The sequence below is a fragment of the Rhodococcus sp. IEGM 1241 genome (genome assembly GCF_033142365.1).
Classification (GTDB): Bacteria; Actinomycetota; Actinomycetes; order Mycobacteriales; family Mycobacteriaceae; genus Rhodococcus_F; species Rhodococcus_F erythropolis.
The window spans coordinates 1,660,984-1,686,919 of sequence record NZ_JAWLSE010000001.1; the positions used below are offsets into that span (position 1 = coordinate 1,660,984).

29 protein-coding genes and 1 tRNA gene are annotated in these 25,936 nt (G+C 61.9%); 19 read left to right on the plus strand and 11 right to left on the minus strand.

What is annotated here, in order from left to right; translation table 11 throughout:
• The first annotated feature begins 15 nt into the window (after positions 1–15).
• The 5 genes from R4P70_RS08015 (at position 16) to R4P70_RS08035 (ending at position 4,149) form a co-directional block, all read left to right on the plus strand.
• Positions 16–927, plus strand: coding sequence for a UTP--glucose-1-phosphate uridylyltransferase (locus R4P70_RS08015; protein WP_019744725.1), 912 nt, complete (start codon positions 16–18; stop codon positions 925–927).
• Positions 928–1,052: 125 nt separating this feature from the next.
• Positions 1,053–2,312 carry a gephyrin-like molybdotransferase Glp gene (gene glp / locus R4P70_RS08020; RefSeq protein WP_003946353.1) on the plus strand — a complete coding sequence of 420 codons (1,260 nt, stop codon included), beginning with the start codon at positions 1,053–1,055 and terminating at the stop codon, positions 2,310–2,312.
• A 21-nt stretch (positions 2,313–2,333) separates the two neighbouring features.
• Positions 2,334–2,969, plus strand: coding sequence for a GNAT family N-acetyltransferase (locus R4P70_RS08025; protein ID WP_007727523.1), 636 nt, complete (start codon positions 2,334–2,336; stop codon positions 2,967–2,969).
• A 267-nt stretch (positions 2,970–3,236) separates the two neighbouring features.
• A complete protein-coding gene (gene glpR, locus R4P70_RS08030; protein WP_060939735.1) occupies positions 3,237–3,971 on the plus strand; it encodes a gephyrin-like molybdotransferase receptor GlpR in 735 nt (244 codons plus the stop codon).
• A 102-nt stretch (positions 3,972–4,073) separates the two neighbouring features.
• Positions 4,074–4,149 (plus strand) — tRNA-Ala (locus R4P70_RS08035).
• 292 nt (positions 4,150–4,441) lie between these two features.
• On the opposite strand, the gene R4P70_RS08040 is transcribed toward R4P70_RS08035, so the two are convergent.
• Entirely contained in the window at positions 4,442–4,657 is a 216-nt protein-coding gene (locus R4P70_RS08040; protein ID WP_172933040.1) for a hypothetical protein, read from the minus strand.
• An 8-nt stretch (positions 4,658–4,665) separates the two neighbouring features.
• Positions 4,666–5,280: a hypothetical protein gene (locus tag R4P70_RS08045; protein ID WP_317830638.1), complete on the minus strand. Its 615-nt coding sequence runs from the start codon at positions 5,278–5,280 to the stop codon at positions 4,666–4,668.
• Between the two features lie 178 nt (positions 5,281–5,458).
• Between R4P70_RS08045 and R4P70_RS08050 the strand changes: the two genes are divergently transcribed.
• Both R4P70_RS08050 and R4P70_RS08055 read left to right on the plus strand, forming a co-directional pair.
• Positions 5,459–5,959 carry an ImmA/IrrE family metallo-endopeptidase gene (locus R4P70_RS08050; protein ID WP_003946241.1) on the plus strand — a complete coding sequence of 167 codons (501 nt, stop codon included), beginning with the start codon at positions 5,459–5,461 and terminating at the stop codon, positions 5,957–5,959.
• Positions 5,956–6,957 (plus strand): hypothetical protein, encoded by a 1,002-nt coding sequence (locus R4P70_RS08055; RefSeq protein WP_020908623.1) that lies wholly within the window; start codon positions 5,956–5,958, stop codon positions 6,955–6,957. The genes R4P70_RS08050 and R4P70_RS08055 overlap by 4 nt, the downstream gene beginning before the upstream one ends.
• A gap of 60 nt (positions 6,958–7,017) precedes the next feature.
• Here the strand turns inward: R4P70_RS08055 and R4P70_RS08060 are convergent, their stop codons facing one another.
• Positions 7,018–7,434: a helix-turn-helix domain-containing protein gene (locus R4P70_RS08060; protein ID WP_003946231.1), complete on the minus strand. Its 417-nt coding sequence runs from the start codon at positions 7,432–7,434 to the stop codon at positions 7,018–7,020.
• 492 nt (positions 7,435–7,926) lie between these two features.
• On the opposite strand from R4P70_RS08060, the gene R4P70_RS08065 reads away from it, so the two are divergent.
• From R4P70_RS08065 to R4P70_RS08075, 3 genes are all read left to right on the plus strand, one after another.
• Entirely contained in the window at positions 7,927–8,070 is a 144-nt protein-coding gene (locus R4P70_RS08065) for a hypothetical protein (protein ID WP_162267916.1), read from the plus strand.
• A 142-nt stretch (positions 8,071–8,212) separates the two neighbouring features.
• Positions 8,213–9,058 (plus strand): SDR family oxidoreductase, encoded by an 846-nt coding sequence (locus tag R4P70_RS08070; RefSeq protein WP_019744717.1) that lies wholly within the window; start codon positions 8,213–8,215, stop codon positions 9,056–9,058.
• Positions 9,059–9,106: 48 nt separating this feature from the next.
• Positions 9,107–9,589, plus strand: a complete 483-nt coding sequence (locus R4P70_RS08075) for a DUF2505 domain-containing protein (protein WP_029255916.1) — start codon at positions 9,107–9,109, stop codon at positions 9,587–9,589.
• Here the strand turns inward: R4P70_RS08075 and soxR are convergent.
• Entirely contained in the window at positions 9,575–10,054 is a 480-nt protein-coding gene (gene soxR / locus R4P70_RS08080; RefSeq protein ID WP_019744715.1) for a redox-sensitive transcriptional activator SoxR, read from the minus strand. The genes R4P70_RS08075 and soxR overlap by 15 nt on opposite strands.
• A 5-nt stretch (positions 10,055–10,059) precedes the next feature.
• Positions 10,060–10,548 (minus strand): FABP family protein, encoded by a 489-nt coding sequence (locus R4P70_RS08085; RefSeq protein WP_020970333.1) that lies wholly within the window; start codon positions 10,546–10,548, stop codon positions 10,060–10,062.
• A gap of 99 nt (positions 10,549–10,647) precedes the next feature.
• Here R4P70_RS08085 and arcA point away from each other — a divergent pair, with 99 nt between their 5' ends.
• Positions 10,648–11,865 (plus strand): arginine deiminase, encoded by a 1,218-nt coding sequence (gene arcA, locus R4P70_RS08090; RefSeq protein ID WP_019744713.1) that lies wholly within the window; start codon positions 10,648–10,650, stop codon positions 11,863–11,865.
• Positions 11,866–11,875: 10 nt separating this feature from the next.
• On the opposite strand, the gene arsC is transcribed toward arcA, so the two are convergent.
• Positions 11,876–12,229, minus strand: coding sequence for an arsenate reductase (glutaredoxin) (gene arsC / locus R4P70_RS08095; RefSeq protein ID WP_020970331.1), 354 nt, complete (start codon positions 12,227–12,229; stop codon positions 11,876–11,878).
• Positions 12,230–12,323: 94 nt separating this feature from the next.
• On the opposite strand from arsC, the gene R4P70_RS08100 reads away from it, so the two are divergent.
• The 4 genes from R4P70_RS08100 to R4P70_RS08115 all read left to right on the plus strand — a co-directional run bounded on the left by R4P70_RS08100 (position 12,324) and on the right by R4P70_RS08115 (position 15,591).
• The gene (locus R4P70_RS08100; RefSeq protein WP_020970330.1) at positions 12,324–13,007 is read left to right on the plus strand and encodes an SDR family oxidoreductase; all 684 of its coding nucleotides are present in this window, start codon (positions 12,324–12,326) and stop codon (positions 13,005–13,007) included.
• 25 nt (positions 13,008–13,032) lie between these two features.
• Positions 13,033–13,392, plus strand: coding sequence for a GntR family transcriptional regulator (locus R4P70_RS08105; protein WP_020970329.1), 360 nt, complete (start codon positions 13,033–13,035; stop codon positions 13,390–13,392).
• A 48-nt stretch (positions 13,393–13,440) separates the two neighbouring features.
• Complete coding sequence (locus tag R4P70_RS08110; protein WP_020908616.1) at positions 13,441–13,872, plus strand: DoxX family protein; 432 nt, start codon at positions 13,441–13,443, stop codon at positions 13,870–13,872.
• Positions 13,873–13,956: 84 nt separating this feature from the next.
• Positions 13,957–15,591: a BCCT family transporter gene (locus tag R4P70_RS08115; protein WP_019744709.1), complete on the plus strand. Its 1,635-nt coding sequence runs from the start codon at positions 13,957–13,959 to the stop codon at positions 15,589–15,591.
• Between the two features lie 54 nt (positions 15,592–15,645).
• Here the strand turns inward: R4P70_RS08115 and R4P70_RS08120 are convergent, their stop codons facing one another.
• Positions 15,646–17,205: a dolichyl-phosphate-mannose--protein mannosyltransferase gene (locus tag R4P70_RS08120; RefSeq protein ID WP_080909177.1), complete on the minus strand. Its 1,560-nt coding sequence runs from the start codon at positions 17,203–17,205 to the stop codon at positions 15,646–15,648.
• 23 nt (positions 17,206–17,228) lie between these two features.
• Between R4P70_RS08120 and rsmI the strand changes: the two genes are divergently transcribed.
• A complete protein-coding gene (rsmI, locus tag R4P70_RS08125) occupies positions 17,229–18,059 on the plus strand; it encodes a 16S rRNA (cytidine(1402)-2'-O)-methyltransferase (protein WP_019744707.1) in 831 nt (276 codons plus the stop codon).
• On the opposite strand, the gene R4P70_RS08130 is transcribed toward rsmI, so the two are convergent.
• Both R4P70_RS08130 and metG read right to left on the minus strand, forming a co-directional pair.
• Entirely contained in the window at positions 18,056–19,303 is a 1,248-nt protein-coding gene (locus R4P70_RS08130; protein WP_315873667.1) for a DUF2786 domain-containing protein, read from the minus strand. The two genes, rsmI and R4P70_RS08130, sit on opposite strands and share 4 nt — an antisense overlap.
• 81 nt (positions 19,304–19,384) lie before the next feature.
• On the minus strand, positions 19,385–20,983 hold the full coding sequence (gene metG, locus R4P70_RS08135; RefSeq protein ID WP_070385507.1) for a methionine--tRNA ligase: 1,599 nt from the start codon (positions 20,981–20,983) through the stop codon (positions 19,385–19,387).
• A 21-nt stretch (positions 20,984–21,004) separates the two neighbouring features.
• On the opposite strand from metG, the gene R4P70_RS08140 reads away from it, so the two are divergent.
• Together R4P70_RS08140 and R4P70_RS08145 are read left to right on the plus strand one after the other, a co-directional pair.
• The gene (locus R4P70_RS08140) at positions 21,005–21,832 is read left to right on the plus strand and encodes a TatD family hydrolase (protein ID WP_317830639.1); all 828 of its coding nucleotides are present in this window, start codon (positions 21,005–21,007) and stop codon (positions 21,830–21,832) included.
• A gap of 77 nt (positions 21,833–21,909) precedes the next feature.
• Positions 21,910–22,299 carry a DUF6578 domain-containing protein gene (locus R4P70_RS08145; RefSeq protein WP_317830640.1) on the plus strand — a complete coding sequence of 130 codons (390 nt, stop codon included), beginning with the start codon at positions 21,910–21,912 and terminating at the stop codon, positions 22,297–22,299.
• Between the two features lie 36 nt (positions 22,300–22,335).
• Here the strand turns inward: R4P70_RS08145 and R4P70_RS08150 are convergent, their stop codons facing one another.
• The gene (locus tag R4P70_RS08150; protein ID WP_317830641.1) at positions 22,336–23,103 is read right to left on the minus strand and encodes an amino acid ABC transporter ATP-binding protein; all 768 of its coding nucleotides are present in this window, start codon (positions 23,101–23,103) and stop codon (positions 22,336–22,338) included.
• Entirely contained in the window at positions 23,100–24,548 is a 1,449-nt protein-coding gene (locus R4P70_RS08155) for an amino acid ABC transporter substrate-binding protein/permease (protein ID WP_020908609.1), read from the minus strand. Before R4P70_RS08155 ends, R4P70_RS08150 begins: the two co-directional genes overlap by 4 nt.
• A gap of 236 nt (positions 24,549–24,784) precedes the next feature.
• Here R4P70_RS08155 and R4P70_RS08160 point away from each other — a divergent pair, with 236 nt between their 5' ends.
• Positions 24,785–25,909 (plus strand): resuscitation-promoting factor, encoded by a 1,125-nt coding sequence (locus tag R4P70_RS08160; RefSeq protein ID WP_019744700.1) that lies wholly within the window; start codon positions 24,785–24,787, stop codon positions 25,907–25,909.
• Positions 25,910–25,936 lie beyond the last annotated feature (27 nt).

Sequence of the window (25,936 nt, forward strand, 5' to 3'; positions counted from 1 at the left end):
GGCTAAGGTGTTGGCATGACAGACGTTGTCGCTAGCAGCACGAGGGCCTTCCGTACGGCCGTGGTTCCCGCAGCCGGACTTGGTACGCGTTTCCTGCCTGCCACCAAGACGGTTCCGAAAGAATTGCTGCCGGTCGTGGACACACCGGGTATCGAACTGGTGGCGGGTGAAGCTGCGGACTCGGGAGCCGAGCGGCTCGTCATCGTGACGTCCCCGGGCAAAGACGGAGTGGTTGCGCACTTCGTCGAGGATCTCGTGCTCGAAAGCAAGCTGGAAGCGAGCGGAAAACTTGCTGCCCTGGCAAAGGTGCGCAAAGCGCCGGGTTTGCTCGAAGTCGATTCCGTGATTCAGGAGCAGCCCCTCGGCCTCGGGCATGCAGTCGGTTGCGTCGAGTCGGTTCTCGACGACGACGAAGATGCCATCGCGGTCCTTCTGCCCGATGATCTCGTACTCCCGCGTGGCGTCCTGGAGATCATGGCGCGAGTTCGGGCCAAGCGCGGCGGGTCCGTTCTCTGTGCAATCGACGTTCCCAAGGACGCAGTGAGCGCTTACGGCGTCTTCGACGTCGAAATCGTTCCCGACGCGGTCAATCCCGACGTCCTCAAGGTCGTCGGCATGGTCGAGAAGCCGGCTGTGGAAGACGCGCCGTCGACCTTTGCCGCTGCGGGTCGCTATCTGCTCGATCGTGCGATTTTCGACGCACTTCGTCGCATCAAGCCGGGAGCCGGCGGTGAGTTGCAACTCACCGACGCCATCGCTCTCCTGATTTCCGAGGGTCATCCGGTTCACGTGGTGGTGCACCGCGGAACGCGTCATGACCTGGGCAACCCCGGCGGGTACCTCCGCGCTTCGGTTGACCTGGCACTCGACAGCGACGATTACGGTCCGTCCTTGCGTAAGTGGCTCGCGGATCGGCTCGACCGCTGAGCGTGTCGCCACGGTGGTTGATCGCCCGATAACGCAGTATCAATGTGCTTGTCCCTTTTCGAAGGCAAGGCATCATGAGCTGACGGATATCACCGAATTTCCAGACACAGGAGGACGCGGACCAGATGCGGTCGGTTGAGGAGCAGCAGACCAGGGTTACCGCTGCTGCAGTGGCACCCCGTCCGGTTCGGGTCGCCATCTCGGAGGCGCAGGGACTGCTGTGTGCCGAGGAAGTGGTGACCGAACGCCCATTGCCGGGATTCGATCAAGCTGCCATCGACGGTTACGCGGTTCGCAGTGTCGATGTCGCCGGCGCTGGAGCCGACCTCCGCGGCGAGGACGGCGAGCCTACGGACCTCAGCTTGCCGGTGGTCGGCGAGGTGACGGCGGGCTCACGCCAACCGATCCGGTTGCAACCGCGTCAGGCCGTGCGAGTCGACACGGGCGCGCCGTTGCCCACGCTGGCCGACGCAGTTCTTCCGCTCGAGAACACCGACGGTGGTCGCGCTCGCGTTCGGATCTTCGAGCCGGTGCGTTCGGGCGATTACGTTCGCCGTGCAGGCGACGACGTCCAGCCGGGCGACGTGGCCGTTCGGGCAGGCACCATCATCGGAGCCGCGCAGGTCGGTTTGCTTGCCGCGGTCGGTCGCGACAAAGTGCTCGTCCATCCGCGTCCGCGTCTCTCCGTCATCAGCGTCGGTGGAGAACTTGTCGACGTGGATCGCACGCCGGGGCCTGGTCAGGTCTACGACGTCAATTCGTATGCCCTCGCCGCCGCAGCGCGCGATGCCGGCGCCGACGTCAACCGTGTGGGAATCGCAGGCAACGACTCGCGCCGTCTTCGCGAAGTAGTCGAGGGACAGCTGATTCGCTCGGAAATCGTTGTCATCGCCGGTGCCGTGGGCGGCGGAGCGTCCGACGAGGTTCGTGAAGCGCTTGCCGACCTGGGGACACTCGAGGTGGAGCGCGTTGCCATGCATCCGGGATCAGTGCAGGGCTTCGGCAAGCTGGGACGAGACGAGGTTCCGACCTTTCTCCTACCGTCCAACCCGGTCAGCGCACTGGTGGTATTCGAAGTCATGGTTCGCCCGCTGATCAGAATCGCGCTCGGACGCCGCCAACCGATGCGGCGAGTAGTGAAGGCGCGCACGGTGGGAACGATCACGTCGATTGCCGATCGCAAGGGTTTCCTGCGTGGTCAGCTGATGCGTGACGAAGCGACGGGGGAGTACCTGGTGCAGGCACTCGGGGGTGCGCCCGGTGCGTCCTCACATCTCCTCGCGACCTTGGCGGAAGCCAATTGCTTGGTTCTTGTCGATCGAGACGTCACCGAAGTGCACATCGGTGAAGAAGTCGACGTAGCTTTTCTCGCCCAACGTGGGTAACGCCGACCCGAGTGGGGTGTGATGTCAGTCCATCCAGGATGGCCGGAAGATCTCGGCCCACTGCGAGTGCCCGCGGGAGTGGTGACCGTCCGCCCCGTGAAGCTCCGTGACGCTGCTGTGTGGAGTCGCCTCCGCATTCGCGATCGCGAGCACCTGGAGCCGTGGGAGCCCACCGGAGAGTCGCCCTGGGATGCTCGCCACCACATCACTGTCTGGCCGTCCCTGTGCGGGAATCTTCGCTCCGAGGCGCGCAAGGGCCGGATCCTTCCCTTGGTGATCGAACTCGACGGGAAGTACTGCGGGCAGGTCACCATCGGAAATGTCGTGCGCGGCGCTCTGCGGTCCGCCTGGGTGGGCTATTGGGTCGCCTCGCACGTCACCGGTGGGGGCGTAGCCACAGCGGCCGTGGCGCTCACACTCGATCACGCATTCTCGAAGGTCGGTCTGCATCGAGTGGAGGCGACCGTTCGGCCGGAGAACGCGTCGAGTCGCGCAGTCCTACGAAATGTTGGGTTCCGGGAGGAAGGTCTTCTCAAGCGCTATCTCGATGTCGACGGCCAATGGCGTGATCATCTTCTGGTCGGAATGACCATCGAGGAAGTACCCACCACCGTCGTCGACAGATTGGTGCGGTCCGGACGCGCTTCGTGGGTGTGACCAATACGGCGCCACGAGCGTGAGAAACGCGAGCTAAACGGCAGTTACCGCTGAGTAGTCCTACTTTCGGCCGGAAAAATGTGGTTTTTGATTCAACCAGAACTTGAGACTTTTGGGACTGAACCGGAAGTTCAGTTCGGTACGCGTGTGACACATGAGTATGGTGGGGTTCGGCGCGTCGGCAACGATGCGAGGGCGTCGGCCGTTAACCTTGACTCGTCAACGGCTGGCATAGGTGCTGGTAGGTGATCGGGAGGAGGCCGCGGCATGCCTAGCTCATTCGTGTGGATCGGGCTGGTGGCCGTGTGGCTGTTCGTCCTGGTGCCGATGCTTGTCAACAAGCGCCCCAGGATCCGGCAGACGAGTGACGCGGCGCTCGCGACTCGAGTACTCCACCGCGGCGACAGCAACCCTGTTCAGCGCGGGCCGGCAGCAGGACATCGAAGCGATCCGAACTGGCAACCAGAACCAGTGCGCAGCAGCTACGACGCGGAGGACCAGATGGACACTCACGCAGAAGACGACTACACCGGCGGTCGTGCACCGGTCGGAGAATTTGTTCCCGTTCGGCGCGGCCGAGGCGGATTCGACCCCGAAGCGGATGCCATCGCCCGGGAGGCGCGGTACGCATTCCGTCAGCGGACATTGTTGGGCCTGGCATTCGTCGCGATTCTCTCGGGCGCTCTCGCATTGATCATCTCGCCGATGGTGTGGTGGTTGTTTGTGCTGACCGTGTGCGGCCTCGGTGGGTACATGGCGTACCTACGTCGGCAGGTTCGTATCGAGCAGGAGATTCGCCGTCGTCGCACCGAGCGCCTCAACCGATCGCGACTCGGAGTCGAATCGCACACCGACGAAGAGTTGCGCCTGATTCCAGCGCGATTGCGCCGGCCAGGAGCGGTTGTCCTCGAGGTCGACGACGAAGATCCGGCGTTCGATCACTTGGATCACTACGAAGAAGAGGTCAGGCACACCGAGATGCGTCGCGCATCCGGTCAGTGACCTTCTGGGCCGATCTTGTCAGGTCGAAAGTTCGTGTCGGGTGATTCCAACGGGAGTATTCGTTCCTGTTAGAGTTGCCGAGCACCGCTGAGGCGGTGGCACGGGGCTGTGGCGCAGTTGGTAGCGCGCTTCGTTCGCATCGAAGAGGTCAGGGGTTCGATTCCCCTCAGCTCCACCAAGAAGTACCAGCAAAAAGGGTCTTTCAACGAAAGTTGAACGGCCCTTTCCTGCATTTTCAGAGCCTGCCCGAATTGTGAAGATTTAGCTCGAGTGTGCGCCGTTTCATACGATTGCGACCGCTGATCCGGACCGTTGAGCTTCCAAGTGAGGGATGATCCTTGGGCGGATACATGTTTGCCGGAAATGTAACGAGGGTGTGTCCGGTGCGATAGGCACGATGAGTCTGCCGCAGTTTTTCGCAGGTCGGACGTATGTGTCGGGGAGGAATGTCGATGAGCCAGCCACGACGGCTAGCGATGATGCTTGTTGCTGTGATGTGCCTGATGGGTATCGGCGTCCTTGCCGTATCGGTCTTCCCTGCCATCGTCGCCGCCCAACCTGGCGGCAACAGTGGCGGTGGAAACAATGGCAACGGAAACGGCAACTACGGCAACAACGGCGGCAATAACAACGGCAACAACGGTGGCGGTAACAACGGCAACGGCAACGGCAACTACGGCTGGCATTGCCACCATCACAACTGCGGTACAACGGTAATTCCGACGCCGACCACGACGACTGAGCCGACCACGACGACTGAGCCCACGACGACGACTGAGCCGACCACGACGACTGAGCCGACCACGACGACTGAGCCGACCACGACGACTGAGCCCACGACGACGACTGAGCCCACGACGACGACTGAGCCCACGACGACGACTGAGCCCACGACGACGACTGAGCCGACCACGACGACTGAGCCCACGACCAACCCTTCGGCGTCGCAACGTCCGAGCAGCAGCGCTTCCCCTGCGACCAACGCAACTTCGCAGACTGAGAGTTCATCTAGCGAAGCAGCCTCCGAGACGACGCAGTCCCCTTCCGAGTCGCAGTCGAGTTCCGAGCCATCCTCGGAGGCCGCGGTTCCGCCGGCTGGACCGTCTGATCCGCAGGGGCCGTCAGCGGGCGGCGGAGCACCTGCACCCTCTGCCGGTGGACCGGCGAACGCTGCGCCGGGCGCAGTCGCAGCACCGTCCGCGCCCGAGGTTCTGGCCGCACCGGCTCCCGTAGCTCCCCAGGTACCGTCGAACGCTCCGAACGTCGCGAGTCCCAGTGAGAACCCGCAGGCATTCCCGACGGCGTTCACTCAAGGCCTTCCACCGATTCTCAACGCTGCCGCCGTCGCAGGCGGTGTGGGCGGAATGGCAGTCGTAGCGGCCGGTGCGGGAGCAATGACTTTCCGCGGAGCATCGTTGCAGAAGGCACGTTTGGCTGCCGCACGTGCCGAATTCCTGGCACCCGGATCACAGGGAGGTGCGTGAGTCGTGCCGGACAGACGTTCACATCGCCGCGTTCTGGCCGCGGTGGATGCCGTATGCGACGCAGCAGCGTCATCGGAGGCTGTGTCACTGCTGACGGTGGTGCAGACAGTCGCTCGCGAGCGTGGGCGCCCGATCGAGATCGATCTGGAAACCCCGCTCGCCACCGGAGTGTGCGGTCAGCGCCGGGCCTACGACGACCACGACGTCATCGTTTTGGCTCCCGGACTACCCAATGTCGAGCGAACTCTGGCACATGAGTTGGGACACATAGTGTTTCGCCACGAAGGTGCCGAGATCGCCGAGGCGACGCTCGAGGTCAGTGACGATTTGATCGCCTACATGTTGAGTCAACGTTCTCTGCGGCGCAACGAACCCGTGCCGATGGATGACATCGCGGAGTGGGAAGCCGAGACGTTCGCGTCGATGTTGATCATGCGTCTGCGAACGATGAGTGGCCGTGGGACACCGCTGTCGGTATTGCGGTACGACGAGGCGATCGGATGATCTTTTGGGCTGTGGCCCTTCTCGTCTGGGTTGCAGCCGGCGCGAGACTGGGTCGAGTTGTCGCGCGCACCGCGACGCCGTTGCGAATGTCGATGGTCTTCGCAGGCTTCTCGGTCGCATTGTCGTCGACGGTCATGGTGCCTGCGGTGTGGGACATCGTCGATCGAATTGCGCCGGAGCAACATGCCGCAGCGATGATCGTCATCGTCTTGTGGACCGCGTTGTCCGCGGCCAGCGCAGTCGGCGCCGTGTCTGCCTGGCCGGTGATGTCGCGTCCAGCCATGCGCGGTCTCGCCACGGTGCTGTACTCGGTGGGACTGCTGGTGGCGATCGCGGTTTTCTTCGGATACCCAGCGCCGGCTCTGATCTTTATCATCGTCGCTCTGTCCCTTGTCATTTCGACGGGGCTACGGCACGTTGCTTGGGCGCCGTTGGGGCGCGGAATCGCATTGATCGTGACAGGTTCGTCGGTCTTGCTTGTCGTGGTCGTCGTGATGCTGGTCGAATCGATCGGTGGCACCAGCGCACTCGAATCGGATATCTGGACGGGCGCAGGGGTGTGGTTCATCGCTGCCTCGAGTGTTCTGATAGCGCTGGGCATTACGTGGGTGCTTCTCGAGACGTGGTTGCGCGCACGACGAGACTTGTATCGCCTACGGCGGATGCATGCGCTTCTGGTGAAGCGATTCCCTGAGGTTGTCGACGCGGACAGTGCCGGAAGTACGTCAGTACTCCGGGCATCGGACATGATCGCCCAGATCATGGATGCGATGTACATACAGTCCGGCGCCGGGATGTTCGACGTCGGTGGTCAGGAACCGCCCCGGGCAGTTACCGCCCATGCAGGAATACTTGCGGGGTGGATCGCGGATCCATTGGCCTCGGATGTGTTGGACACCAGATGGATTGCGCCACCTGAGAAGATGTCGGCGCGCCGATGGGTGTTGTTGTTGGCGAAGGAACTCGATGAAACGACAAAAGTAGGTCGACGATCGTAGTCGACCTACTCCATGTCAATTCAGTGCTTCAGATAAATTCAGTGCTTCAGCACATTTGCATCAGCGTGACGCGTCGGGCGGAACCTCTGGCAAACCCTCACTCGCGCGGAGCTTTTCAGCCATCGTGGTGAGCAGATTCTGCGATTCTTCCGACAGGTCGAATGCGCGGCTCGAGAGGCGGCGAAGGCCGTAACCTTGGAGCTGCGAGAGCAGTTCGAGGTCGTGATCGATCTTGGCAGCGTAGATGTCGTTGAAGAAGTAGTCGGGCTTCACCTTGAAGAACCGGGCGAACGCAGCGACTGTCTCGTCCGAGGGGTTGGTGCGCTGTCCCGAGCGGAGCTGCGAGATGTACGGCTTGGAGATCTGATGGCCGTCTTCGATGAGCGCTGCCGCAACCTCGGCGTTGGTGTGGGGTTTGCGCCCCGGAGGATGAACACTGTCGAACAGTTTGTTCAATCGTTCTGCAAAGTCAGCCATTGTGAACCGCCCCGTAATCCTCTCTAGCTAGCAATTGTCCGTTCAGTGAATCCTACGGTATCACGCGGATAACCGATCGGTAGCTCACCGTAGTCTGTTTAGTGGACCAGTTGTCAAATGTGTCCGAGATTCGATTCGTTCGGCCATTGAGTGCTCAGCTATGTCTCAGCGCACATTGAGTATCGGCCGCACGAAGATTGTGCAGCTACGGTCGCGCTATTCGAACCTTCCATTACTTGGTTAATGTGCCCAGTATCAAACCTTTTACCCGTTTTGGCGATATTAGCTAAGCGTTAGCCTGGTTTTTCATATGTGTTCCGAAAGGAAAACCGCAGTTCAGTGACGGTGTGGAGTGATGCGGTTGCAATTATGGCGACTGTTCGCGATGTTGCTCGAATCACTTCGGGGTTGAACCTTGAACGGTTTGCCGGAATGCAATCTGCGCTAGCTAAACCCCCTGCGTAGGTGCAGAATTGTGATATGAAACACACGATGAGCGATGACGAACTGCGCCGCGCGATCCGTGAAATCCAGGATCGAGCCCACGACGCACGCAAGCGTGGGGACGATGTAGCGGCGGAAGAACTCGACCGTACGGTCAGGGGCTATCAAGAGCAGATGGCTCAGCGTCTGTAGCTGTCGGTGGGTTCGGCGGCTGCCGCCGAGGTCGTGGGTTCTGGCATGCTCACGGCCGCAATGCGTGTTTCGGGGCGGCCGCACAACGCGTGCGTAGACTTTCCCGCATGTCCACAGTACGAGTGCGGGGGAGTGTCGATCCATGTCAGTAAGGTCGCTCGAGGGTAAGAAATGCCTGATCACCGGCGCTGGTAGTGGGATAGGACGCGCAACTGCACTGCGGGCATCCGAGGCCGGAGCCGAATTGTTTCTCACTGATATCAACGACCGTGGATTGCAAGAGACTGCCGCAATGGTTGGTGCCGGAGGCGGCACGGTCAGTTTGGCCAAGGCACTCGATATCTCGGATTACGACGAGGTTGTGAAATTCGGTACCGAGATTCACACTCAATTCTCTCCGATGGATGTCGTCATGAATATCGCCGGCATTTCAGCGTGGGGAACTATCGAGAACCTCGAGCATCGGCACTGGAAGTCGATGGTTGACGTCAACCTGATGGGACCGATCCATGTCATGGAGACGTTCGTTCCGCCCATGATCCGCGCCGGCAAGGGTGGGCACCTGGTCAATGTGTCTTCGGCCGCTGGGCTCTTGGCACTGCCGTGGCATGCCGCTTACAGTGCGAGCAAGTTCGGCCTTCGTGGGGTCTCCGAGGTGCTGCGATTCGATCTGAAGCGGCACGGAATCGGCGTCAGTCTGGTTGTGCCTGGTGGGGTGAAGACGCCTTTGGTGGGAACCGTGGAGATCGCGGGTATCGACCGGGATGACCCGCGGGTCAAAAAGCTCACGCACCGGTTCGAGAAGCGCGCGGTCTCCCCGGAGAAGGTGGCCTCGTGCATTCTGCGGGGAATCGAGAAGAACACGTACCTCGTGTATACGTCCAATGACATTCGATTCGGATACTGGTGGGCCCGCAAATTCGCCCCGCCTTACGAGTTCGTGATGCAAAAAGCGAACGACCAGTTCAGTAAATTGCTCAAGCGATGAGCATTACCTCCGACGGGACTTTTATCTAGTCGAATAGGGACCAAAGTCATGCCGAAGAGTTTTCACTTCGATATCGAATTCAAATATCCGATCGACGACGTGCATCGAACTTTGACTGACCCGAGTTATTGGAAAGTCCGACTCGGAGACCTTTATGCCACCTCGGACATCGAAGTTGGAGACGGATCGATCGAAGTATCCGTGTCCGAGGAAATCGACTCTGCCTCCCTCCCGACCCTGGTCGCCAAGGTTGCGCCGAGTCGACTGGGTCTGACACGGGTCGACCACTGGGGGCCTCTGTCTGACGGGAAGGCCGCAGGGTCGGTCACCGGAATCGCGCACGGACTGCCGATACGAATCGAGACGACGCTGGACCTCACCGCCGCCGAGTCCTGCACGCGACTGGTCGTCGACGGGACGGCCGAAGTGAAGATGCCGATCATCGGCGGCCAGATCGAGAAGTTGCTGAAGAAGACCGTCGAGGACTTGCTGGGGCGCGATCGGGACGCTGTCGAGTCATTTCTCGCCTGAGTCGGCGCCGAAATCCACCTCCAGAACGCGTGCACCTGGGCCGGCGGCAGCGAGTTGATCGTGAGGGTTTGCGAGGGCGCATCCCTCCAGTGAGAGACACCCGCAACCTATGCAACCGGTGAGATTGTCGCGTAGTCGTTCCAGTTGCTCGATGCGGAGATCGAGGTGGCGCCGCCATCCGGTCGACAACCGTTCCCAATCTGCGCGGTTCGGGGTACGGCCTTCAGGAAGTGTGCCGAGGGCTTCCCGGATTTCCGACAGCGGAATGCCGACGCGTTGCGAGATTCTGATGAAGGCGACACGTCGAAGCGTGTCTCGTTGGTATCGACGCTGGTTGCCGCTGGTCCGGCGACTGACGATGAGGCCTTCTCGTTCGTAGAAATGCAGGGCCGAGACGGCGACACCGCTGCGCTCGGAGAGCTGGCCGGGCGTAAGTTCCTTGGCTTTCCACGACGGCATCTCCATGGCGACTACCGGTCCGTCGCCCGGTGGAGGGTGGCGTGGAGATGATGCGTCAGCGGGGTGTCGCCGTGCGCCATCCACAAGTCGTAGGTCAGGGTGTCGCCTTGGACGCGCATGACTCGCCGGACGTCGTGAACCGGTTTTGCGTCGGGCGATGCTGCGAGCGTGAGACGGGTCAAGGCAAGAGTGCCTTCGGAGTCGACGGTGCCGCGATGGATCTCCACAAATCCGGTGGGCTGGCTGACCAGCAGTTCGAGCTCACCACCAGGTGTCGGGCGCAGGTAGCCCGATTCCATGTGAAGTGGTCGGCCGTCGGGGAGCCCTCGAGTGCGCGACGAGTAGGTGACAAACGGTTTCGGAGTCGGAGCGAACTCGATCTCCTCGGAGTACTCGAAGTCGTCGATGGTGGGGAAATGTCCGGCTCCAGCGCCGACCCAGCGCCCGGTGAACCTGTCGATTCCGGCGCCGCCCAGCGCCGCCTGATCCGTGCTACTCATTGCGTGGTCCTCTCGCCTGCGTCGGATCAGACGTTACGCGGGAAGATATGGCAGCTGCTCATCCCTGCTGGGTGGGGCCTACGGGATTAGTGTTCACTCATGAACGCTTCTGGCTCCGTCCCCCTCGGTGTCGATTCCGAGGTGGGCCGATTGCGATCGGTCATTCTTCATCGTCCGGGCGACGAGTTGAAACGATTGACTCCGCGCAACAACGACGAGCTGCTGTTCGACGCGTTGCCGTGGGTGGACCGCGCGCAGGAAGAACACGATCAGTTTGCGACCGTCCTTCGTGAGCGCGGCGTCGAGGTACTGCTTTTGTCCGATCTCCTCACCGAGGCGCTCGAGGTCAGTGGCGCAGCGAGGATCCAGGGAATCGCGGCCGCCGTCGACGCACGCAAGATCGGCCACGCGCTCGGGCAACACCTGGCTGCGTACCTGCGAAAGGTAGAGCCGAAGGAGCTGTCGTCGATCCTTACTGCCGGAATGACGTTCGACGAGCTGCCGATCGACGCCGGCTCGACCTCGTTGGTGCGCAGGATGCATCACGGCGGTGACTTCGTGATCGACCCGCTGCCCAACTTGCTCTTCACCCGCGATTCGTCGTTCTGGGTCGGGCCACGGGTCATCATCACGTCCTTGGCGTTGTCAGCGCGAGCTCGCGAATCCTCGATCACGGATCTCGTCTACGCGCATCACCCTCGATTCAAAGGCGTGCGCCGCGCGTACGAGTCGCACACGGCTCCTGTCGAGGGAGGTGACGTGCTGCTTCTCGCGCCGGGGGTGATCGCGATCGGTGTCGGTGAACGTACGTCACCCGCCGGCGCAGAAGCATTGGCGCGTAGCGTGTTCGACGACGGTCTCGCCCACACGGTGTTGGTTGTTCCGATCGAGCAACGCCGAGCGTCTATGCATCTCGACACGGTCTGCACCATGGTCGAGGCCGACGCGGTCGTCATGTATCCGGCCATTCAGGACACATTGGCAGCGTTCACCCTTCGCAAGGAAGACGACGGGGTGAGTATTCGCGGTGCGACGCCGTTCCTCGAAGCGGCAGCCGACGCCATGGGAATCGGAAAACTTCGAGTGATCGACACCGGACTCGACACGGTCACTGCCGAGCGTGAGCAATGGGACGACGGCAACAACACGTTGGCCGTCGAACCGGGCGTCGTCGTCGCTTACGAGCGCAACGTCGAAACGAATGCCAGGCTGGAGGCCTCGGGTATCGAGGTTTTGCGAATCGCGGGTTCCGAACTGGGCTCCGGTCGCGGTGGACCTCGCTGCATGTCCTGCCCGATCGCCCGCGATCCGCTGTGAGCGGTAGACGTCAGAGAATCTCTTCCACCTTGGCTGCCGGACGCGCGAGCACCGTGCCCTTGTCAGTGACGACGAATGGGCGTTCGATCAGAATTGGGTGCTCGATCATCGCGTCGAGGATCTCGGATTCGGAAGCGTCGGCGAGTCCGAGGTCCTTGTACTGCGTTTCGCGCTTGCGAACCGCTTGACTGGGCTCGAGGCCGGCGTCGGCGATGAGTTTTTCCAGCTCGGATCGGGTAGGCGGAGTATCGAGGTACTTGACAATGGTGGGTTCGATGCCGGCTTCCCGGATGAGCCCGAGAACGGTCCGCGAGGTGTTGCACCGTTGATTGTGGAAGATGGTTGCAGATGCCATGTTCGTCATTCTGCCTCTGCGTCCGAACTCGTGGGACAAACAGGGGAACAACGGGCCGCTCCGGAGTGCTGCACCTGAAGTACCGACGTGTGAGGAGAAAACGATGACGGAACATCGAAGTGTGGACGAACGACGCGTGGTCATTGCCGGCGGGCACGGCAAGATCGCGCAGCACCTGACGTACCTGCTGGCAGGACATGGCGATCGGCCGGTAGCGCTGATCCGCAACTCCGCGCACGAGGGTGCGGTCCGCACACTCGGCGCGTTCCCCGTGGTGATCGATCTGGAATCCTCCACGGTCGAGGAAGTTGCGAAGGTACTCGACGGTGCCGACGTCGCGGTCTTCGCCGCGGGCGCCGGACCTGGTAGCTCGATCGAGCGCAAGGACTCCGTCGACCGAGCTGCGGCGGTGCTGTTGGCCGATGCCGCCGAGAAAGCGGGAGTACGTCGGTTCATTCAGATCAGCGCCATGGGTGCTGGTGACGAAATACCGGAGAACACCGACGAGGTTTTTGCCGCCTACCTGCGGGCGAAGACGGCAGCGGAGGAAGACCTGAAGACAAGGTCTTCGCTGGATTGGACGATTCTTCGGCCAGGCCTTCTGACGGACGACGACCCGACCGGTGAAGTATTGCTTGCGCAGCCGCCCGTCGATCGAGGCTCTGTGCCTCGAGCCGATGTCGCCGCGGTCGTCGAAGCGCTCATCGATGCGCCGTCCAGCGTCGGCAAGACATTGGTTCTGACCTCCGGCCCGCATACGATCCGCGAGGCGATCGAGGGCTTGTGACCGAGAAGATACGACGAGGGTGACGATGAAGATCGCAATCGAACACGATTCCTCCACAGCTCCGTACGACCAACTGCGGCAACAGATTATCGAGCAGGTTCACGGCGGCGGATTGATCGCGGGAACCAAGATCCCGACGGTGCGAGCGTTGGCCTCGGAGCTGGGATTGGCGGCCAACACCGTCGCGAAGGCTTATCGCGCGCTCAGCGATCAGGGCGTCATCGAAACGAGGGGAAAGCAAGGGACATTCATCGCTTCGGGGACCGATCCGGTGCAGGCGCAGGCCGAGCAGGCGGCGACCGCGTTTGCGCATAGGGTCCGCTCGCTCGGGTACTCCGACAGTGAGATCGTCGCCATGGTGGAGTCGGCATTGAGAGGTGCATGACACAATGTTTAAGTTGACGCTTCAACTTAAAGCTGTCAGTCTTGGCTCATGAATTCGTCGATTGCTCGTGACCTCGGACTCCTCATCGCCCGTGTCGGCCTCGGGATCATCTTCATCGCCCACGGTTGGCAGAAGTTCTTCACCTACAAGATCGCCGGAACGCAGGCCGCGTTTGAAGGGATGGGCGCCCCGCTCCCCAAGATTTCTGCGGTTGTGGCTGCATCCATCGAACTCGGCGGCGGAATCCTGCTCATCGCGGGTCTGTTGACCCCTCTCGTCGGCGCGCTGCTGTTCCTCGACATGGTTGGCGCGTTCTTCATCGTGCACGCGGACAAGGGTGTCTTCATCGACAACGGTGGCTACGAACTCGTCGTCGCACTCGGTGTCGGATCGCTCTTGATCGCTGTGATCGGCGCAGGACGCATCAGCATCGACGGATTGATCGGCAAGGGCAACGGTTGGGTTAAAACCCCAGCTTGATCGGGGTGAGAAGGCGGGTTCAACGGACGTTGAGCCCGCCTTCCGGCTTGCTTTTGGCCCATAAAGTGACGAACGTAGTCATCTATGGTGACGAAATCTGATCGATCCGAACAAGATTCCGGGGCCAACGAAGAGCGCCCGGAGACGGGCTTTACTCGAGTAGGCGTTCGGACCGACTACGTGGTGTTTTCCGTGGCGGCTGCCGCGGTGCTGGCTATTGTCGTGTGGGGCCTCGTAGCTCCCGACAACCTCGATTCGGTAACCGGAAGTGTTCTCGGCTGGTTGGTGACGAACATCGGCTGGCTCTTCGTACTCGCAGCTTCGGCTTTCGTGCTGTTTTCCATCTACCTCGCGGTCAGTCGATTCGGCGACATTCCGCTGGGCAAGGACGGTGAGAAGCCCGAGTTCCGAACCGTCAGCTGGATCGCGATGATGTTCAGCGCCGGCATGGGGATCGGCCTCATGTTCTTCGGTGTCGCGGAACCGCTTGCGCACTACGTGACTCCGCCTCCCGGCACCGACGGTGGCGTCGGAACTGCCATGGCCACCACCATGTTTCACTGGGGTCTTCATCCTTGGGCGATGTATGCCGTTGTGGGCCTTGCCATTGCATACGGGTCGTATCGCCGAGGACGCAAGCAACTGTTCAGTTCGGCCTTCATTCCGTTGCTCGGTCGCAAGGCCGAAGGGCCGATCGGCAAGGTCATCGACATCCTGGCGATCTTTGCCACACTTTTTGGTACCGCAGCATCTTTGGGGCTCGGCGCACTTCAGATCGGCTCCGGTTTCGAGGTAGTCGGCTGGATGGAAGAAGCCGGCGTATTCCTGCTCGTGGCCATCGTTGCGGTGCTGACCCTGGCATTCGTCGCTTCGGCAGTTTCCGGTGTGGCCAAGGGAATTCAGTGGCTCTCCAACATCAACATGGTGCTCGCGCTGATCTTGGCGCTGTTCGTGTTCGTTCTCGGGCCGACCGTGCTGATTCTCAATCTGCTCCCGACGACCATTGGCGCATACGTTTCCGACCTCGCCCAGATGTCCGCCCGCACGGGTGCGTCGTCGAATCCTGAAACGGGCGCGTGGCTTTCGTCGTGGACGATCTTCTACTGGGCATGGTGGGTGTCTTGGACGCCGTTCGTCGGCATGTTCCTGGCACGCATCAGCCGCGGCCGCACGATCCGCCAGTTCATCGTCGGCGTCATCGCCGTTCCCACGACTGTCAGCTTGCTCTGGTTCGCGATCTTCGGCGGCGCAGGCATCGGCGAGGAACGTGACGGAATCGGCTTGTCCGGCCGAGGCTCGGAAGAGGCTCAACTGTTCGGCATGCTCGACAATCTGCCGTTGGCCGGAGTGACGACTGTCCTCGTCATGCTGCTCGTGGCAGTGTTCTTCGTTTCCGGCGCAGACGCTGCGTCGATGGTGATGGGGACGCTCTCGCAGCGCGGAACGCTCGAACCGAGTCGCTGGGTTGTGGTCTTCTGGGGCATGTTGACCGGTGGCGTCGCGGCGCTTCTGCTGTGGACCGGTGGCTCCGAAGCGCTCGACGGCTTGCAGACCATGACGATCATCGCTGCGGCGCCGTTCGTGCTGGTCATGATCGGACTGTGCTTCTCGCTGTACAAGGATCTTTCGCACGACCCGATCATCATTGCGGCGAAGGAGCAGAAACGTGCTCTCCTACGCCCGAGGCGGGGACGTCGCGTCGGTAAGCCGACAGAGTAATCGTGAAGCGAAGGAGGCACCGAACCAGGTTCGGTGCCTCCTTCGTCTGTCCCACTATTTCCAGCTAGGCAGCCACAGATGGTTTTGCCACGATTCCGGCGTGATCGGCATGGCGGTGAGTATCGGCCAGAGGTAGACGAAGTTGGCCACGACCAGACCGATGTACAGACTGACGGCAAGAAGTCCGGTGGTACGACGCTCGACGGACGCGCTCGCCTTGCCCAGAACATCGCCGAGGACCAGCGCAAATCCCATGACCATGAACGGGGCGAGTGCAACTGCGTAGAAGTAGTACATCTGGCGGTCGAGCGTCGCGAACCACGGAAGGTAAGCGGCGCCGTAGCCCGTCAGGACCACGGCGTATCGCCAGTCCCTGCGCACGAACGTCTGCCAGATCGCCCACGCCAACATCGGTAGTGCCAGCCACCACATCGCCGGTGTGCCGATCAGCATCACGGCCTTGACGCAGCTGGCGGCCCCGCAACCGGTGACCTGCTCGCCGTCGGCGTAGTAGTAGAGCATCGGTCGTAGCCCCATCGGCCACGTCCACGGTTTCGACTCCCACGGGTGGTGGTTTCCGGCGGAGTTGGTCAGACCGGCATGGAACTGGAGAACGTTTCCGCTGTAGTACCAGAGTGAACGCAGTGCGGAGGGAATGAAGCTCCACGTGCCGCCCTCACCGATCTCGTTACCGACGGCGTGACGGTCCACGCCGGTCTCGCTGGTGAACCAGGCCCAGTAGCTCGCGAGGTACACACCGAGCGGAATGACCACCAGCGCATACAGAGCTGGACCGATGTCGCGAACTGCGGTGCCGACCCAGGGGCGCTGCACGCGGTATGCGCGGCGCGCTGACAGGTCGAAGGCAACACTGAGCAATCCGAAGAACAGAATGAAGTACATGCCGGACCACTTGGTTCCGCATGCCAGACCGAGCAGGATGCCGGCGCCGAACCTCCACCACCGGAAACCCAGCCGTGGACCCCAGGCGGAATCGCCGATTCGACCTTCCTCGTACACCTTCGCCATCCGTTCGCGGACTTGGTCACGATCAACCACCAGACATCCGAGGGCGGCGAGGACGAAGAAGGCCAGGAAGATGTCCAGCATCCCCAGGCGTGAGGAGACGAAGGTGACGCCGTCCACGATGAGCAGGATTCCGGCAATCGCCCCGATCAGCGTGGACCGCGTCATGCGGCGGACGATCCGGATGATCAGCAGGACCATCAGCGTCCCGACCAGGGCTGACGAGAATCGCCACCCCCAACCGTTGTAACCGAAGAGTGCTTCGCCGATCGCGATCATCTGCTTACCGATCGGCGGGTGCACCACCAATCCGTAACCGGGATTGTCCTCGATGCCACCGCCGGTCAGAACTTGCCAGCCCTGCGGAACGTAGTGCTTCTCGTCGAATACAGGTGTGCCGGCGTCGGTCGGGTAGGCGAGCATCGTGAAGCGGGTGATCGCCGCGATGACGGTGATGAAAGCGGTGACGATCCAGCCGCGCAATCTGTCGGTCGGGCCGAAATCAGGATCCGGTACCAGCGGGCCGGGACTACGCACTACCCGATCGCTCGTGGCGGGCGTTGGCCGCTCGTCCGTCTGCACAGTCACCTGGCAATCGTAGGCTGTCAGGTATGACTGGTCGTTTGGTACTCGCCGCAACACCCATGGGAGATGTCGGTGACGCGTCCCCGCGTCTTCGGTCTGCTCTCGCAACCGCCGACGTCGTCGCTGCGGAGGACACACGACGCACCAAGTCTCTGGCGTCCGCGCTCGACGTCACCATCACCGGGAAGATCGTCAGTTTCTACGACCAGGTCGAGATTTCGCGGCTGCCCGCGTTGGTCGCCGACGTGGCCGAAGGCAAGACCGTCCTGCTGGTCACCGATGCAGGCATGCCGTCGGTCAGTGACCCCGGATATCGCCTCGTTGCCGCCTGCGTAGCCGAGAACCTCGCCGTCACGTGTCTCCCGGGCCCGTCGGCGGTCACGACGGCGCTGGCACTCTCGGGTTTGCCGGTGGAGCGGTTCTGCTTCGACGGATTCCCGCCGCGAAAGCAGGGGCAGCGCAAGACCTGGCTTTCGGCCCTGGCAACCGAGCAGCGAGCGTGTGTGTTCTTCGAAGCACCCCATCGCCTTGCCGACTGCCTCGCAGATGCGGTGGAAGTTCTCGGGCCCGATCGCCGCGCGGCCGTGTGCCGGGAATTGACCAAGACCTACGAGGAAGTGAAGCGCGGCACTCTCGGAGAGTTAGCTACTTGGGCGGCCGAGGGCGTTCGCGGAGAGATCACGGTGGTGCTCGAAGGCGCAGTACTGGTGGCATCTGATCCTGCCGATCTGGTCGACGAGGTGGAAAGGCTGGTCGAGGGGGGAGCACGATTGAAGGACGCGTGTGCTCTGGTCGCAACGGCCGGAGTCTCCAAGCGTGAGTTGTACGAGACGGTACTGGCCGCTCGAAAGGACTAGCGGGAGCGGTTCACGGCGGGTGCGCCGGGACGCAGGTTGGCGTCGTCGGCTGCGGCCTGGCCGGCGTGCCAGCCTTCGGCGTCGACGGACCGTCCGCGAGTTTTGCGGGTTGTCGGGAACAATCGATCGAATTCGGCGTCGACGGCCTCGGAAGTGGTGGCCAGGATCGGCAGAAGATCCGCGACGTCCATCGATGCCGCGTCGGCCGCTTCGGCGGTGGCTTTGGTGCCGGCGTCACGCAGGCGGTGTCCGATGCGGCTGGCGAACCCGGCCAGGAATCCCTTGCGGAACGAGGTGGTGCGTGAGCCGCCACGATTGCTCGAGTCGGCGAATTGCATTGCACGGGTTGCCTGTACGAGCAAGGAAGTGAACAGCATGTCGACTTGCTGAAGGTCGACCGGAGTGCCGACGACGGTCGCGAGTGCAATGTCGCTGAACCAGACAGTCCTGACTCGATTCGATTCGCCGATCTCGGTCAGGAGGTGAACCTTTTCCTTCACGTACGGGTTCTCGATGTGAATGCGTCGGGCATTCACGGATGTGTCGGTGACCCCGGCGCGAGAGTGGAGCAGCGCGGAATCGATGGCGTACCGGGTCATCAACTCCTGAGCCTTCGCGGTGAAAATCTCGGCTTCTTCCGCGAAGTTGGTGGCTTCCGCTTTGGCGAGTAATCCACGAATTCGCTTGAGTACCTTGGAGTCGACCTCGGTATCACCGACGCCGGCATAGGTGGTGTCGGTCCGTTGCGACGGCCAGGTGGATGGTGGCGCGAGCAACACCGTCCACTGAGGTAGGCGCATCCACGATCGCGCGACGTCGACGATCTGCGAAACAAGGAAGTAGGGATCCTGGAACAGAAGGCCGGCGGCGAGGGAGCGAAAAACGTCGTCGTCCACGGTGATTCGAGAAGCGATGTGCCGAGACTTCGGATACTGTTCGCCGATCGTCTGCAACTGCCCCACCCATTCGAGCGGTGCGCGATCGGAGGCGCGCGACGCTTTCGCATCGAACAGGATGGTGGTGGCGGCGAGATCGGCGTCGGACGCTTCTTTGCTTCGACGCGCCAGATGAATCAGATCCGCCGGCTGCCATCCGCGGTCGTACGCTGCGGACAGTTCGGAAACGAGATCTCGCACCGCGGAAACGGATTGAGGGCTGACCTCCTGAGTGGACACCCGCGCTCCGTTCCATGGCAGTGTCTGCGCCGAAGCGCTGGTTCGAATGTATGTTCTATTCGTCGTCATGGCTGGAGTGTGCACGTGGGGTCCGACACATCCGCCTGTAACCGGATATCTCGGACCCCACGTGCGGCACTCTCGCTTAGCTCATTCCTCGACGAAGCGGGGGAAAACTGGCGCCGGAGCAGGCAGTTTCCGGTTGGCGTCGATGCGAACCGCGATGTCGGCGAACTGCCGGTTCTCTTCGCTCTGGCCGAGCAGATCGAGGATGCGTGACGCCGCGTCGGGCATCACCGGCTGAACGAGAAGCCCGACGATACGGACCACTTCGAGCGTCACGTACAGAACCGTCGCCATGCGTGCCGGATCGGTCTTACGCAGAACCCACGGTTCCTGCTTGGAGAAGTACCGGTTGGTCTCGCCGAGAACGCCCCAGATGGCTTCCAGTGCGAGATGCAGAGCCTGCACGTCGAACTCGCTGCGGCACTTGGCAAGCAGGGCATCCGCCGATGCCAGCATCGCCAGGTCGTCCTCGGTGAACTCGCCGGGGGTGGGTACCTGGGCGTCGCAGTTCTTCGCGACCATCGTCAGCGAACGCTGCGCGAGATTGCCGAGTTCGTTCGAGAGATCAGCGTTCATGCGCGTCACGATCGCTTCGTGACTGTAGCTGCCGTCCTGACCGTACGAGATCTCGCGGAGCAAGAAGAAGCGGACCGCGTCGAGGCCGTACTGATCGACCATCGCGATTGGGTCGACGACGTTGCCGACGGACTTCGACATCTTCTCGCCCTTGTTGTACAAGAAGCCGTGGACGAACACCCGCTCCGGCAGTTCGATGCCGGCAGACATGAGGAATGCCGGCCAGTACACGGTGTGGAACCGCGTGATGTCCTTGCCGATGATGTGCAGGCTCGCGGGCCAGAACTTCTTGAACTCCTCCGAGTCGACGTTCGGGTATCCGACGCCCGTCAGGTAGTTGGTGAGGGCGTCTACCCAGACGTACATGACGTGGTCCGGGTCGCCCGGCACCTTGACGCCCCAGTCGAACGTGGTGCGCGAGATCGAGATGTCCTTGAGGCCGCCCTTGACGAAGCTGACGATCTCGTTGCGGCGAGTCGTGGGGGCGATGAATTCGGGGTGCTCTTCATACAGCGCGAGGAGACGCTCCCCGTACGCCGAGAGACGGAAGGTGTAGTTCGACTCCTCGGTCCACTCCACCGGGGTGCCGGTCTCGGTGGACTGACGGGTGCCGTCCTCCAGAAGCGTGGTCTCGGCTTCGGTGTAGAAGGCCTCGTCCCGAACCGAGTACCAACCCGAGTACGTGTCGAGGTAGATGTCGCCCGATGCGGCCATCTTCTCCCAGATCGCCTTGCTGGCGACCTGGTGATCAGCGTCCGTGGTGCGGATGAACCGGTCGTACGAGACGTTCAGGACTTTGTCGAGGTTCTGGAACACGTCGGAGTTGCGAGCCGCGAGTTCGCGTACGTCGATGCCCTCTTTGATCGCTGTCTGCTGCATCTTCAGACCGTGCTCGTCGGTACCGGTCATGAAGAACACTTCATGACCGTCCAAACGCTTGAAGCGGGCAAGCGCGTCCGAGGAGATGTACTCGTACGCGTGGCCGATGTGCGGAGCGCCGTTGGGATACGCGATCGCTGTCGTGATGTAGAACGGCGATCGTTCCGCGCCTTCCGGGGCGGCGGAGTCCGGGCGCGGGGTCTGGGAGGGTGAGGCAGGCACAGTCATGGTGGGCTTACTCTATCGGGCGTGAGCAAAGACCGTCCCGCCCCCGATGCCCCTGAGCCCTTGTCGCCTCTGATCGACGCCCATACGCACCTCGACGCGTGCGGCGCACACGACGCTGCGACCGTGGCCGAAATAGTCGATCGAGCCGAGGCCGTCGGCGTCGGACGGGTCGTCACGGTGGCCGACGACCTCGATGCTGCACGCTTTGCCGTCGACGCTGCGAACTGGGATTCGAGGGTTTACGCAGCCGTCGCAATCCATCCGACCAGGGCGAACGTCCTGGATGCCGACACCAGGGCCGAGATCGAACGGTTGGCGTCCAATCCGCGGGTCGTCGCGGTGGGGGAGACTGGGCTGGATCTCTACTGGCCAGGCAAGCTCGAAGGGTGCGCCACGATCGAGGAGCAGGTCGACGGTTTCCGGTGGCACATCGACCTCGCGAAGCGTCTCGGTAAGACGCTGATGATTCACAACCGCGAAGCCGACCAGGACTTGCTGCGGGTGCTGAACGAGGAAGGCGCGCCGGAGACAGTGGTGTTCCACTGCTTCTCCTCGGATTCGGAGATGGCGCGGGAGTGCATCGCCGCCGGGTACGTGTTGAGTTTTTCGGGAACCGTGAGTTTCAAGAATGCGAAGGCGCTGCGTGAGGCCGCGCTGTTGGTGCCGTCGGATCAGCTGATCGTCGAGACGGATGCGCCGTTCTTGACGCCGCACCCGTTCCGCGGTGCGCCTAACGAGTCGTACTGCCTGCCGTACACAGTGCGTGCACTCGCAGACATCCGCGGCGAGGATCCGCAGGCCCTGGCAGCGGCGTCCACGGCGACAGCGGAGCGCGTCTACAAGATCTGACGCTATTCTGGTTCGACAGGTAACTCCGCGCCCGGGATCGTCGTGTCCCGGTCCGTCTACTGCGCGGGGTATTTCAGATGAATGACTACAACGTGGTCACAGTCCGCATCGAAACGTGGGAATTAGAGTGCTGTGCACCGTTGCCGGTGGTCGGCGAAAAATCTTCGTGGGCTTTGCACCCGATACCTGACTCGCTGTGGTTCGACGGGTCGGTTCATGGAGGAATCTTTCCCGACGACGTGGAACCTACTGCCGGGATCGTTCTCTCGATCCGACTCGAGCGCGGCGAATTTGTCGAACAAGAACCCAGACACTGGGTGTTGGTACCTGGGAGCATCGATCATGTTCGAGTCGAGAAGGTCCCACGGTCTTTTCGCGGCATGTCATCACTGGTTGCCGGTCGTCGTGGCTGGATGGAGACGGCTGTTGTCGTCGAATTGGCCACCACCCGTGCGCCTTTCCGGTAGTCCCCACTACCAAAAAGGCGCACAGGGGGCTTGCCCCTACAGAACTTTCGCCAGGAAGTCCTGGGTGCGCTGCTGCTGGGGGTTGCCGAACAGACTCTCCGGCTTACCTTCTTCGACGATGTATCCGTCGGCCATGAAGATGACTCGGTCGGAAACCTCACGGGCGAAGCCCATCTCGTGGGTCACGACGACCATGGTCATGCCCTGCTTGGCGAGGTCGCGCAGCACCTGCAGAACCTCACCCACCATTTCGGGGTCGAGAGCGCTGGTGGCCTCGTCGAAGAGCATGATGTCCGGGCTCATCGCCAGTGCGCGGGCGATGGCCACACGTTGCTTCTGCCCACCGGACAGGCTGGCGGGCTTGGCATCTGCCTTCTCCGCGAGACCGACCTGGCCGAGCAGTTTGACGGCGATCTCGCGAGCCTGATCCTTGGTCGATCGCCCGGTCTGCACCGGGGCGAGCATCACGTTTTCGACGACGCTCATGTGTGGGAACAGGTTGAAGTGCTGGAACACCATCCCGATGTGCTGGCGCACCTTGTCGATGTCGACGTCCGTGTTCGTGAGGTCGAACTGGTCGACGCGCACGGAGCCGGCGGTGATGTCTTCGAGGCGGTTGAGGCAGCGCAGGAAGGTGGACTTACCCGAACCGGAAGGCCCGATGACGCAGACCACTTCACCGCTCTTGATGTCGACGTCGAGGCCTTTGAGGACCTCGTTGTCGCCGAACGACTTCTTCAGTCCCTTGACCGAAATCTTGACCTCGGTGTCGGACTTGCCCATGTTGACGGCTGTTTCGGTCACTTGTTGATCCTCTTCTCGAGGCGGTTCGACAGCTTGGTGAGCGCCATGATGATGATGAAGTACATGACGCCGATGATCAGCCACATGTTGAACGACTGGAAGTTGCGCGCGATGATGATGCGCCCTGTCTGAGTGAGCTCGGCGAGTCCGATGACCGACAGGATCGACGTGTCCTTGAGGGTGATGACGAACTGGTTGATGTACGACGGGATCATCGTGCGAATTGCCTGCGGCATGATGACTTTTCGCATCGACTTCATGTAGCTGATGCCCAGGCTTCGTGACGCCTCCATCTGTCCCTTGTCGACGGACAAGATGCCGCCGCGGACGATTTCAGCCATGTACGCACCGGCGTTGAGCGAGAGCGTGATGATGCCTGCGGTGAAGGCGGACATCTGGAAATGCAGGGCTGCCGGGATGCCGAAGTAGATGAAGAACGCCTGCACCAACAGCGGTGTGCCGCGGAAGATGTCGACGTAGGTCGTGCCTATACCTCGGACGAACATGTTGGTGGACACGCGGCAGAGACCGAAGATCGCACCCAGGACCAGAGCGATCGCGATCGAGACGACCGAGAGAACGATCGTCAACCACAGGCCCTTGAGGAGCTGGGGATAGGTGCTCTTGATCAAGCCGATGATGGAGTTGTCCGACGTCGACGCGCCCTGACCGAGGTAGGTCGAGACGATTTCGTCGTACTGGCCGTCGTCGCGCAGGTTCTGCAGTCCAGCGTTGAACATCTGGAGCAGTTCGGCGTTCTGGCCCTTGTTGACTGCGAAGCCGTAGCTCGCACCCACCTCTTTTTCGGTGACCGTCTTGAGGCCGTTGCCCTGTGTGATGCCGTAGGCGAGGACGGGGTAGTCGTCGAAGACTGCGACGGAGTTTCCGGTGCGGACCTCGTCGTACATGCTGGCGGAGTCGGCGAAATAGACTGTGGTGAAGCCGTATTGGTCCTTGATGGACTCGGCGAAGCTGGCGCCCTCGGTGCCGTTCTTGACGGCGACGCGCTTGCCCTTCAGATCCTCGTACGACTTCACGTCGTTGTCGGTCTCGAGGACCGCCATCTGCACGCCCGACTCGAAGTACGGGTCGGAGAAGTCGAAAACCTGCTTGCGGGCGTCGGTGATGGACATGCCGGCGATGACGCCGTCCGCCTGCCCGGCCTGCACGGCCTGAAGCGCAGCGTCGAAGCCGAGCTGCTTGATGTCGACCTTGAAACCTTGGTCCTCGGCGATCGCGTTGAGGAGATCGATGTCGATGCCGACGAGTTTGCCGTCTTCGTTCTCGAATTCGAACGGGGCGAATGTCAGATCGGTGGCGATCGTGTAGGTGCGACCGGGTTGCGCGCTCGCGATTCCGGGGGCGAACAGCGCTGCGATCAGCGCCAGCAGGATGGCCAGGATCGGCCACCTGGCATTACGTGGTCTGTCGAATCTTCTTCGCACTATCGCCCAGCTTTCTTCTGTCGCGCCCGGGATCGCCGGACTGCTTTGAACCAGACGAGAACATACTGCGCCCAGAGCTGAATCGATACACGGGTATCGGAGCCGGAAAGTGTAGAACACACGACACGCCGTTGCCGTTCCGTGACAAAAGTCGCATTTCGTTGTGATTTGGTTGCCGATACAACGCTCGGTCGTTACCGTATTGTGATCGAACGTCGTCTGCCTTGGGATTTCCTGTGTCGCCTTTTGCCAAGATCAACTCCACGAAGTCACCACTTCTCTATTCAGTGGTGGGTGCGTTGCTTCTGACGCTCATCGTCGGAGGTGCACTCGCCGTGGTTCGGCACAAGACGATCACCCTCGACGTCGACGGCGACATGATTTCGCTGTCCACGATGTCGAGCAGCGTCGGTACCGCTCTCGAGGACGCCGGATACCCGGTCGATCCCAAGGACGCGCTCGCTCCGAGCGCCGATTCCTCGCTGTCCGACGGCGATACCGTCGTACTGCGCCGTGCCCGTGAGTTGGCGCTGACCGTGGACGGTCAGCCGACGACCATCTGGACCACGGCATTGACGGTCGACGAGGCACTGAAGCAGGTTGATGTTTCCGACGACTTCGCAGTCTCGGCTTCGCGCTCGCATCGTCTGCCCCTCGAACGCACCGAGCTCGACGTCGTCAGCCCGAAGACCGTCAGCGTCAGCGACGGTGGTGCTCCGGCGGCCGAGATCAAGCTCGCCGCCGTAACCGTCGGTGATCTTCTCGCGGCCAAGAATGCGCCGCTCGAGCAGGCCGACTCGGTGGTTCCCACCGCTGACACACCCGTTACCAACGGCCTGACCATCCAGGTCACCCGCGACCGCACGGACACTCGCGTCGAGACGCAGCCGATCGCGCCGCCCGAGAACAAGGTCGAAGATCCCGAGCTCGAGAAGGACAAGACCGTCGTCGAAAACCCGGGTGTTGCCGGCGAGCGCACGGCCACCGTCGAGGTCAAGACCGTCAACGGCGTCGAGGCCGGACGAACCGAACTGTCCGCGACCGTGATCAAGGAACCGGTCGCAGCAGTGGTGAAGGTCGGAACCAAGCAGACTTCCGCGCCCGCTGTGTCCAACGCGTCGACGTGGGACTCCATTGCTCAGTGCGAAGCGACCGGAAACTGGGCCATCAACACGGGCAACGGTTTCTACGGAGGACTTCAGTTCACCCAGAGCACCTGGGAAGCATTCGGCGGCGGTCAGTACGCAGCGCGCGCCGACCTCGCATCACGTGAACAGCAGATCGCGATCGGCGAGAAGGTCCGCGCCGGTCAGGGCTGGGGTGCGTGGCCGTCCTGCACCAGCAAATTGGGCCTGCGCTGACGCGCCCACACTCCACACAGAACTCAG

Excerpts from the sequence above, each read along its gene's own strand:
- R4P70_RS08015 (WP_019744725.1), top strand. The coding sequence starts at position 16 with ATGACAGACGTTGTCGCTAGCAGCACGAGGGCCTTCCGTACGGCCGTG.
- glp (WP_003946353.1), top strand. The coding sequence starts at position 1,053 with ATGCGGTCGGTTGAGGAGCAGCAGACCAGGGTTACCGCTGCTGCAGTG.
- R4P70_RS08025 (WP_007727523.1), top strand. The coding sequence starts at position 2,334 with ATGTCAGTCCATCCAGGATGGCCGGAAGATCTCGGCCCACTGCGAGTG.
- glpR (WP_060939735.1), top strand. The coding sequence starts at position 3,237 with ATGCCTAGCTCATTCGTGTGGATCGGGCTGGTGGCCGTGTGGCTGTTC.
- R4P70_RS08040 (WP_172933040.1), bottom strand. The coding sequence starts at position 4,657 with ATGCCAGCCGTAGTTGCCGTTGCCGTTGCCGTTGTTACCGCCACCGTT.
- R4P70_RS08055 (WP_020908623.1), top strand. The coding sequence starts at position 5,956 with ATGATCTTTTGGGCTGTGGCCCTTCTCGTCTGGGTTGCAGCCGGCGCG.
- R4P70_RS08060 (WP_003946231.1), bottom strand. The coding sequence starts at position 7,434 with ATGGCTGACTTTGCAGAACGATTGAACAAACTGTTCGACAGTGTTCAT.
- R4P70_RS08065 (WP_162267916.1), top strand. The coding sequence starts at position 7,927 with ATGAGCGATGACGAACTGCGCCGCGCGATCCGTGAAATCCAGGATCGA.
- R4P70_RS08070 (WP_019744717.1), top strand. The coding sequence starts at position 8,213 with ATGTCAGTAAGGTCGCTCGAGGGTAAGAAATGCCTGATCACCGGCGCT.
- R4P70_RS08075 (WP_029255916.1), top strand. The coding sequence starts at position 9,107 with ATGCCGAAGAGTTTTCACTTCGATATCGAATTCAAATATCCGATCGAC.
- soxR (WP_019744715.1), bottom strand. The coding sequence starts at position 10,054 with ATGGAGATGCCGTCGTGGAAAGCCAAGGAACTTACGCCCGGCCAGCTC.
- R4P70_RS08085 (WP_020970333.1), bottom strand. The coding sequence starts at position 10,548 with ATGAGTAGCACGGATCAGGCGGCGCTGGGCGGCGCCGGAATCGACAGG.
- arcA (WP_019744713.1), top strand. The coding sequence starts at position 10,648 with ATGAACGCTTCTGGCTCCGTCCCCCTCGGTGTCGATTCCGAGGTGGGC.
- arsC (WP_020970331.1), bottom strand. The coding sequence starts at position 12,229 with ATGACGAACATGGCATCTGCAACCATCTTCCACAATCAACGGTGCAAC.
- R4P70_RS08100 (WP_020970330.1), top strand. The coding sequence starts at position 12,324 with ATGACGGAACATCGAAGTGTGGACGAACGACGCGTGGTCATTGCCGGC.
- R4P70_RS08105 (WP_020970329.1), top strand. The coding sequence starts at position 13,033 with ATGAAGATCGCAATCGAACACGATTCCTCCACAGCTCCGTACGACCAA.
- R4P70_RS08110 (WP_020908616.1), top strand. The coding sequence starts at position 13,441 with ATGAATTCGTCGATTGCTCGTGACCTCGGACTCCTCATCGCCCGTGTC.
- R4P70_RS08115 (WP_019744709.1), top strand. The coding sequence starts at position 13,957 with ATGGTGACGAAATCTGATCGATCCGAACAAGATTCCGGGGCCAACGAA.
- rsmI (WP_019744707.1), top strand. The coding sequence starts at position 17,229 with ATGACTGGTCGTTTGGTACTCGCCGCAACACCCATGGGAGATGTCGGT.
- R4P70_RS08130 (WP_315873667.1), bottom strand. The coding sequence starts at position 19,303 with ATGACGACGAATAGAACATACATTCGAACCAGCGCTTCGGCGCAGACA.
- metG (WP_070385507.1), bottom strand. The coding sequence starts at position 20,983 with ATGACTGTGCCTGCCTCACCCTCCCAGACCCCGCGCCCGGACTCCGCC.
- R4P70_RS08145 (WP_317830640.1), top strand. The coding sequence starts at position 21,910 with ATGAATGACTACAACGTGGTCACAGTCCGCATCGAAACGTGGGAATTA.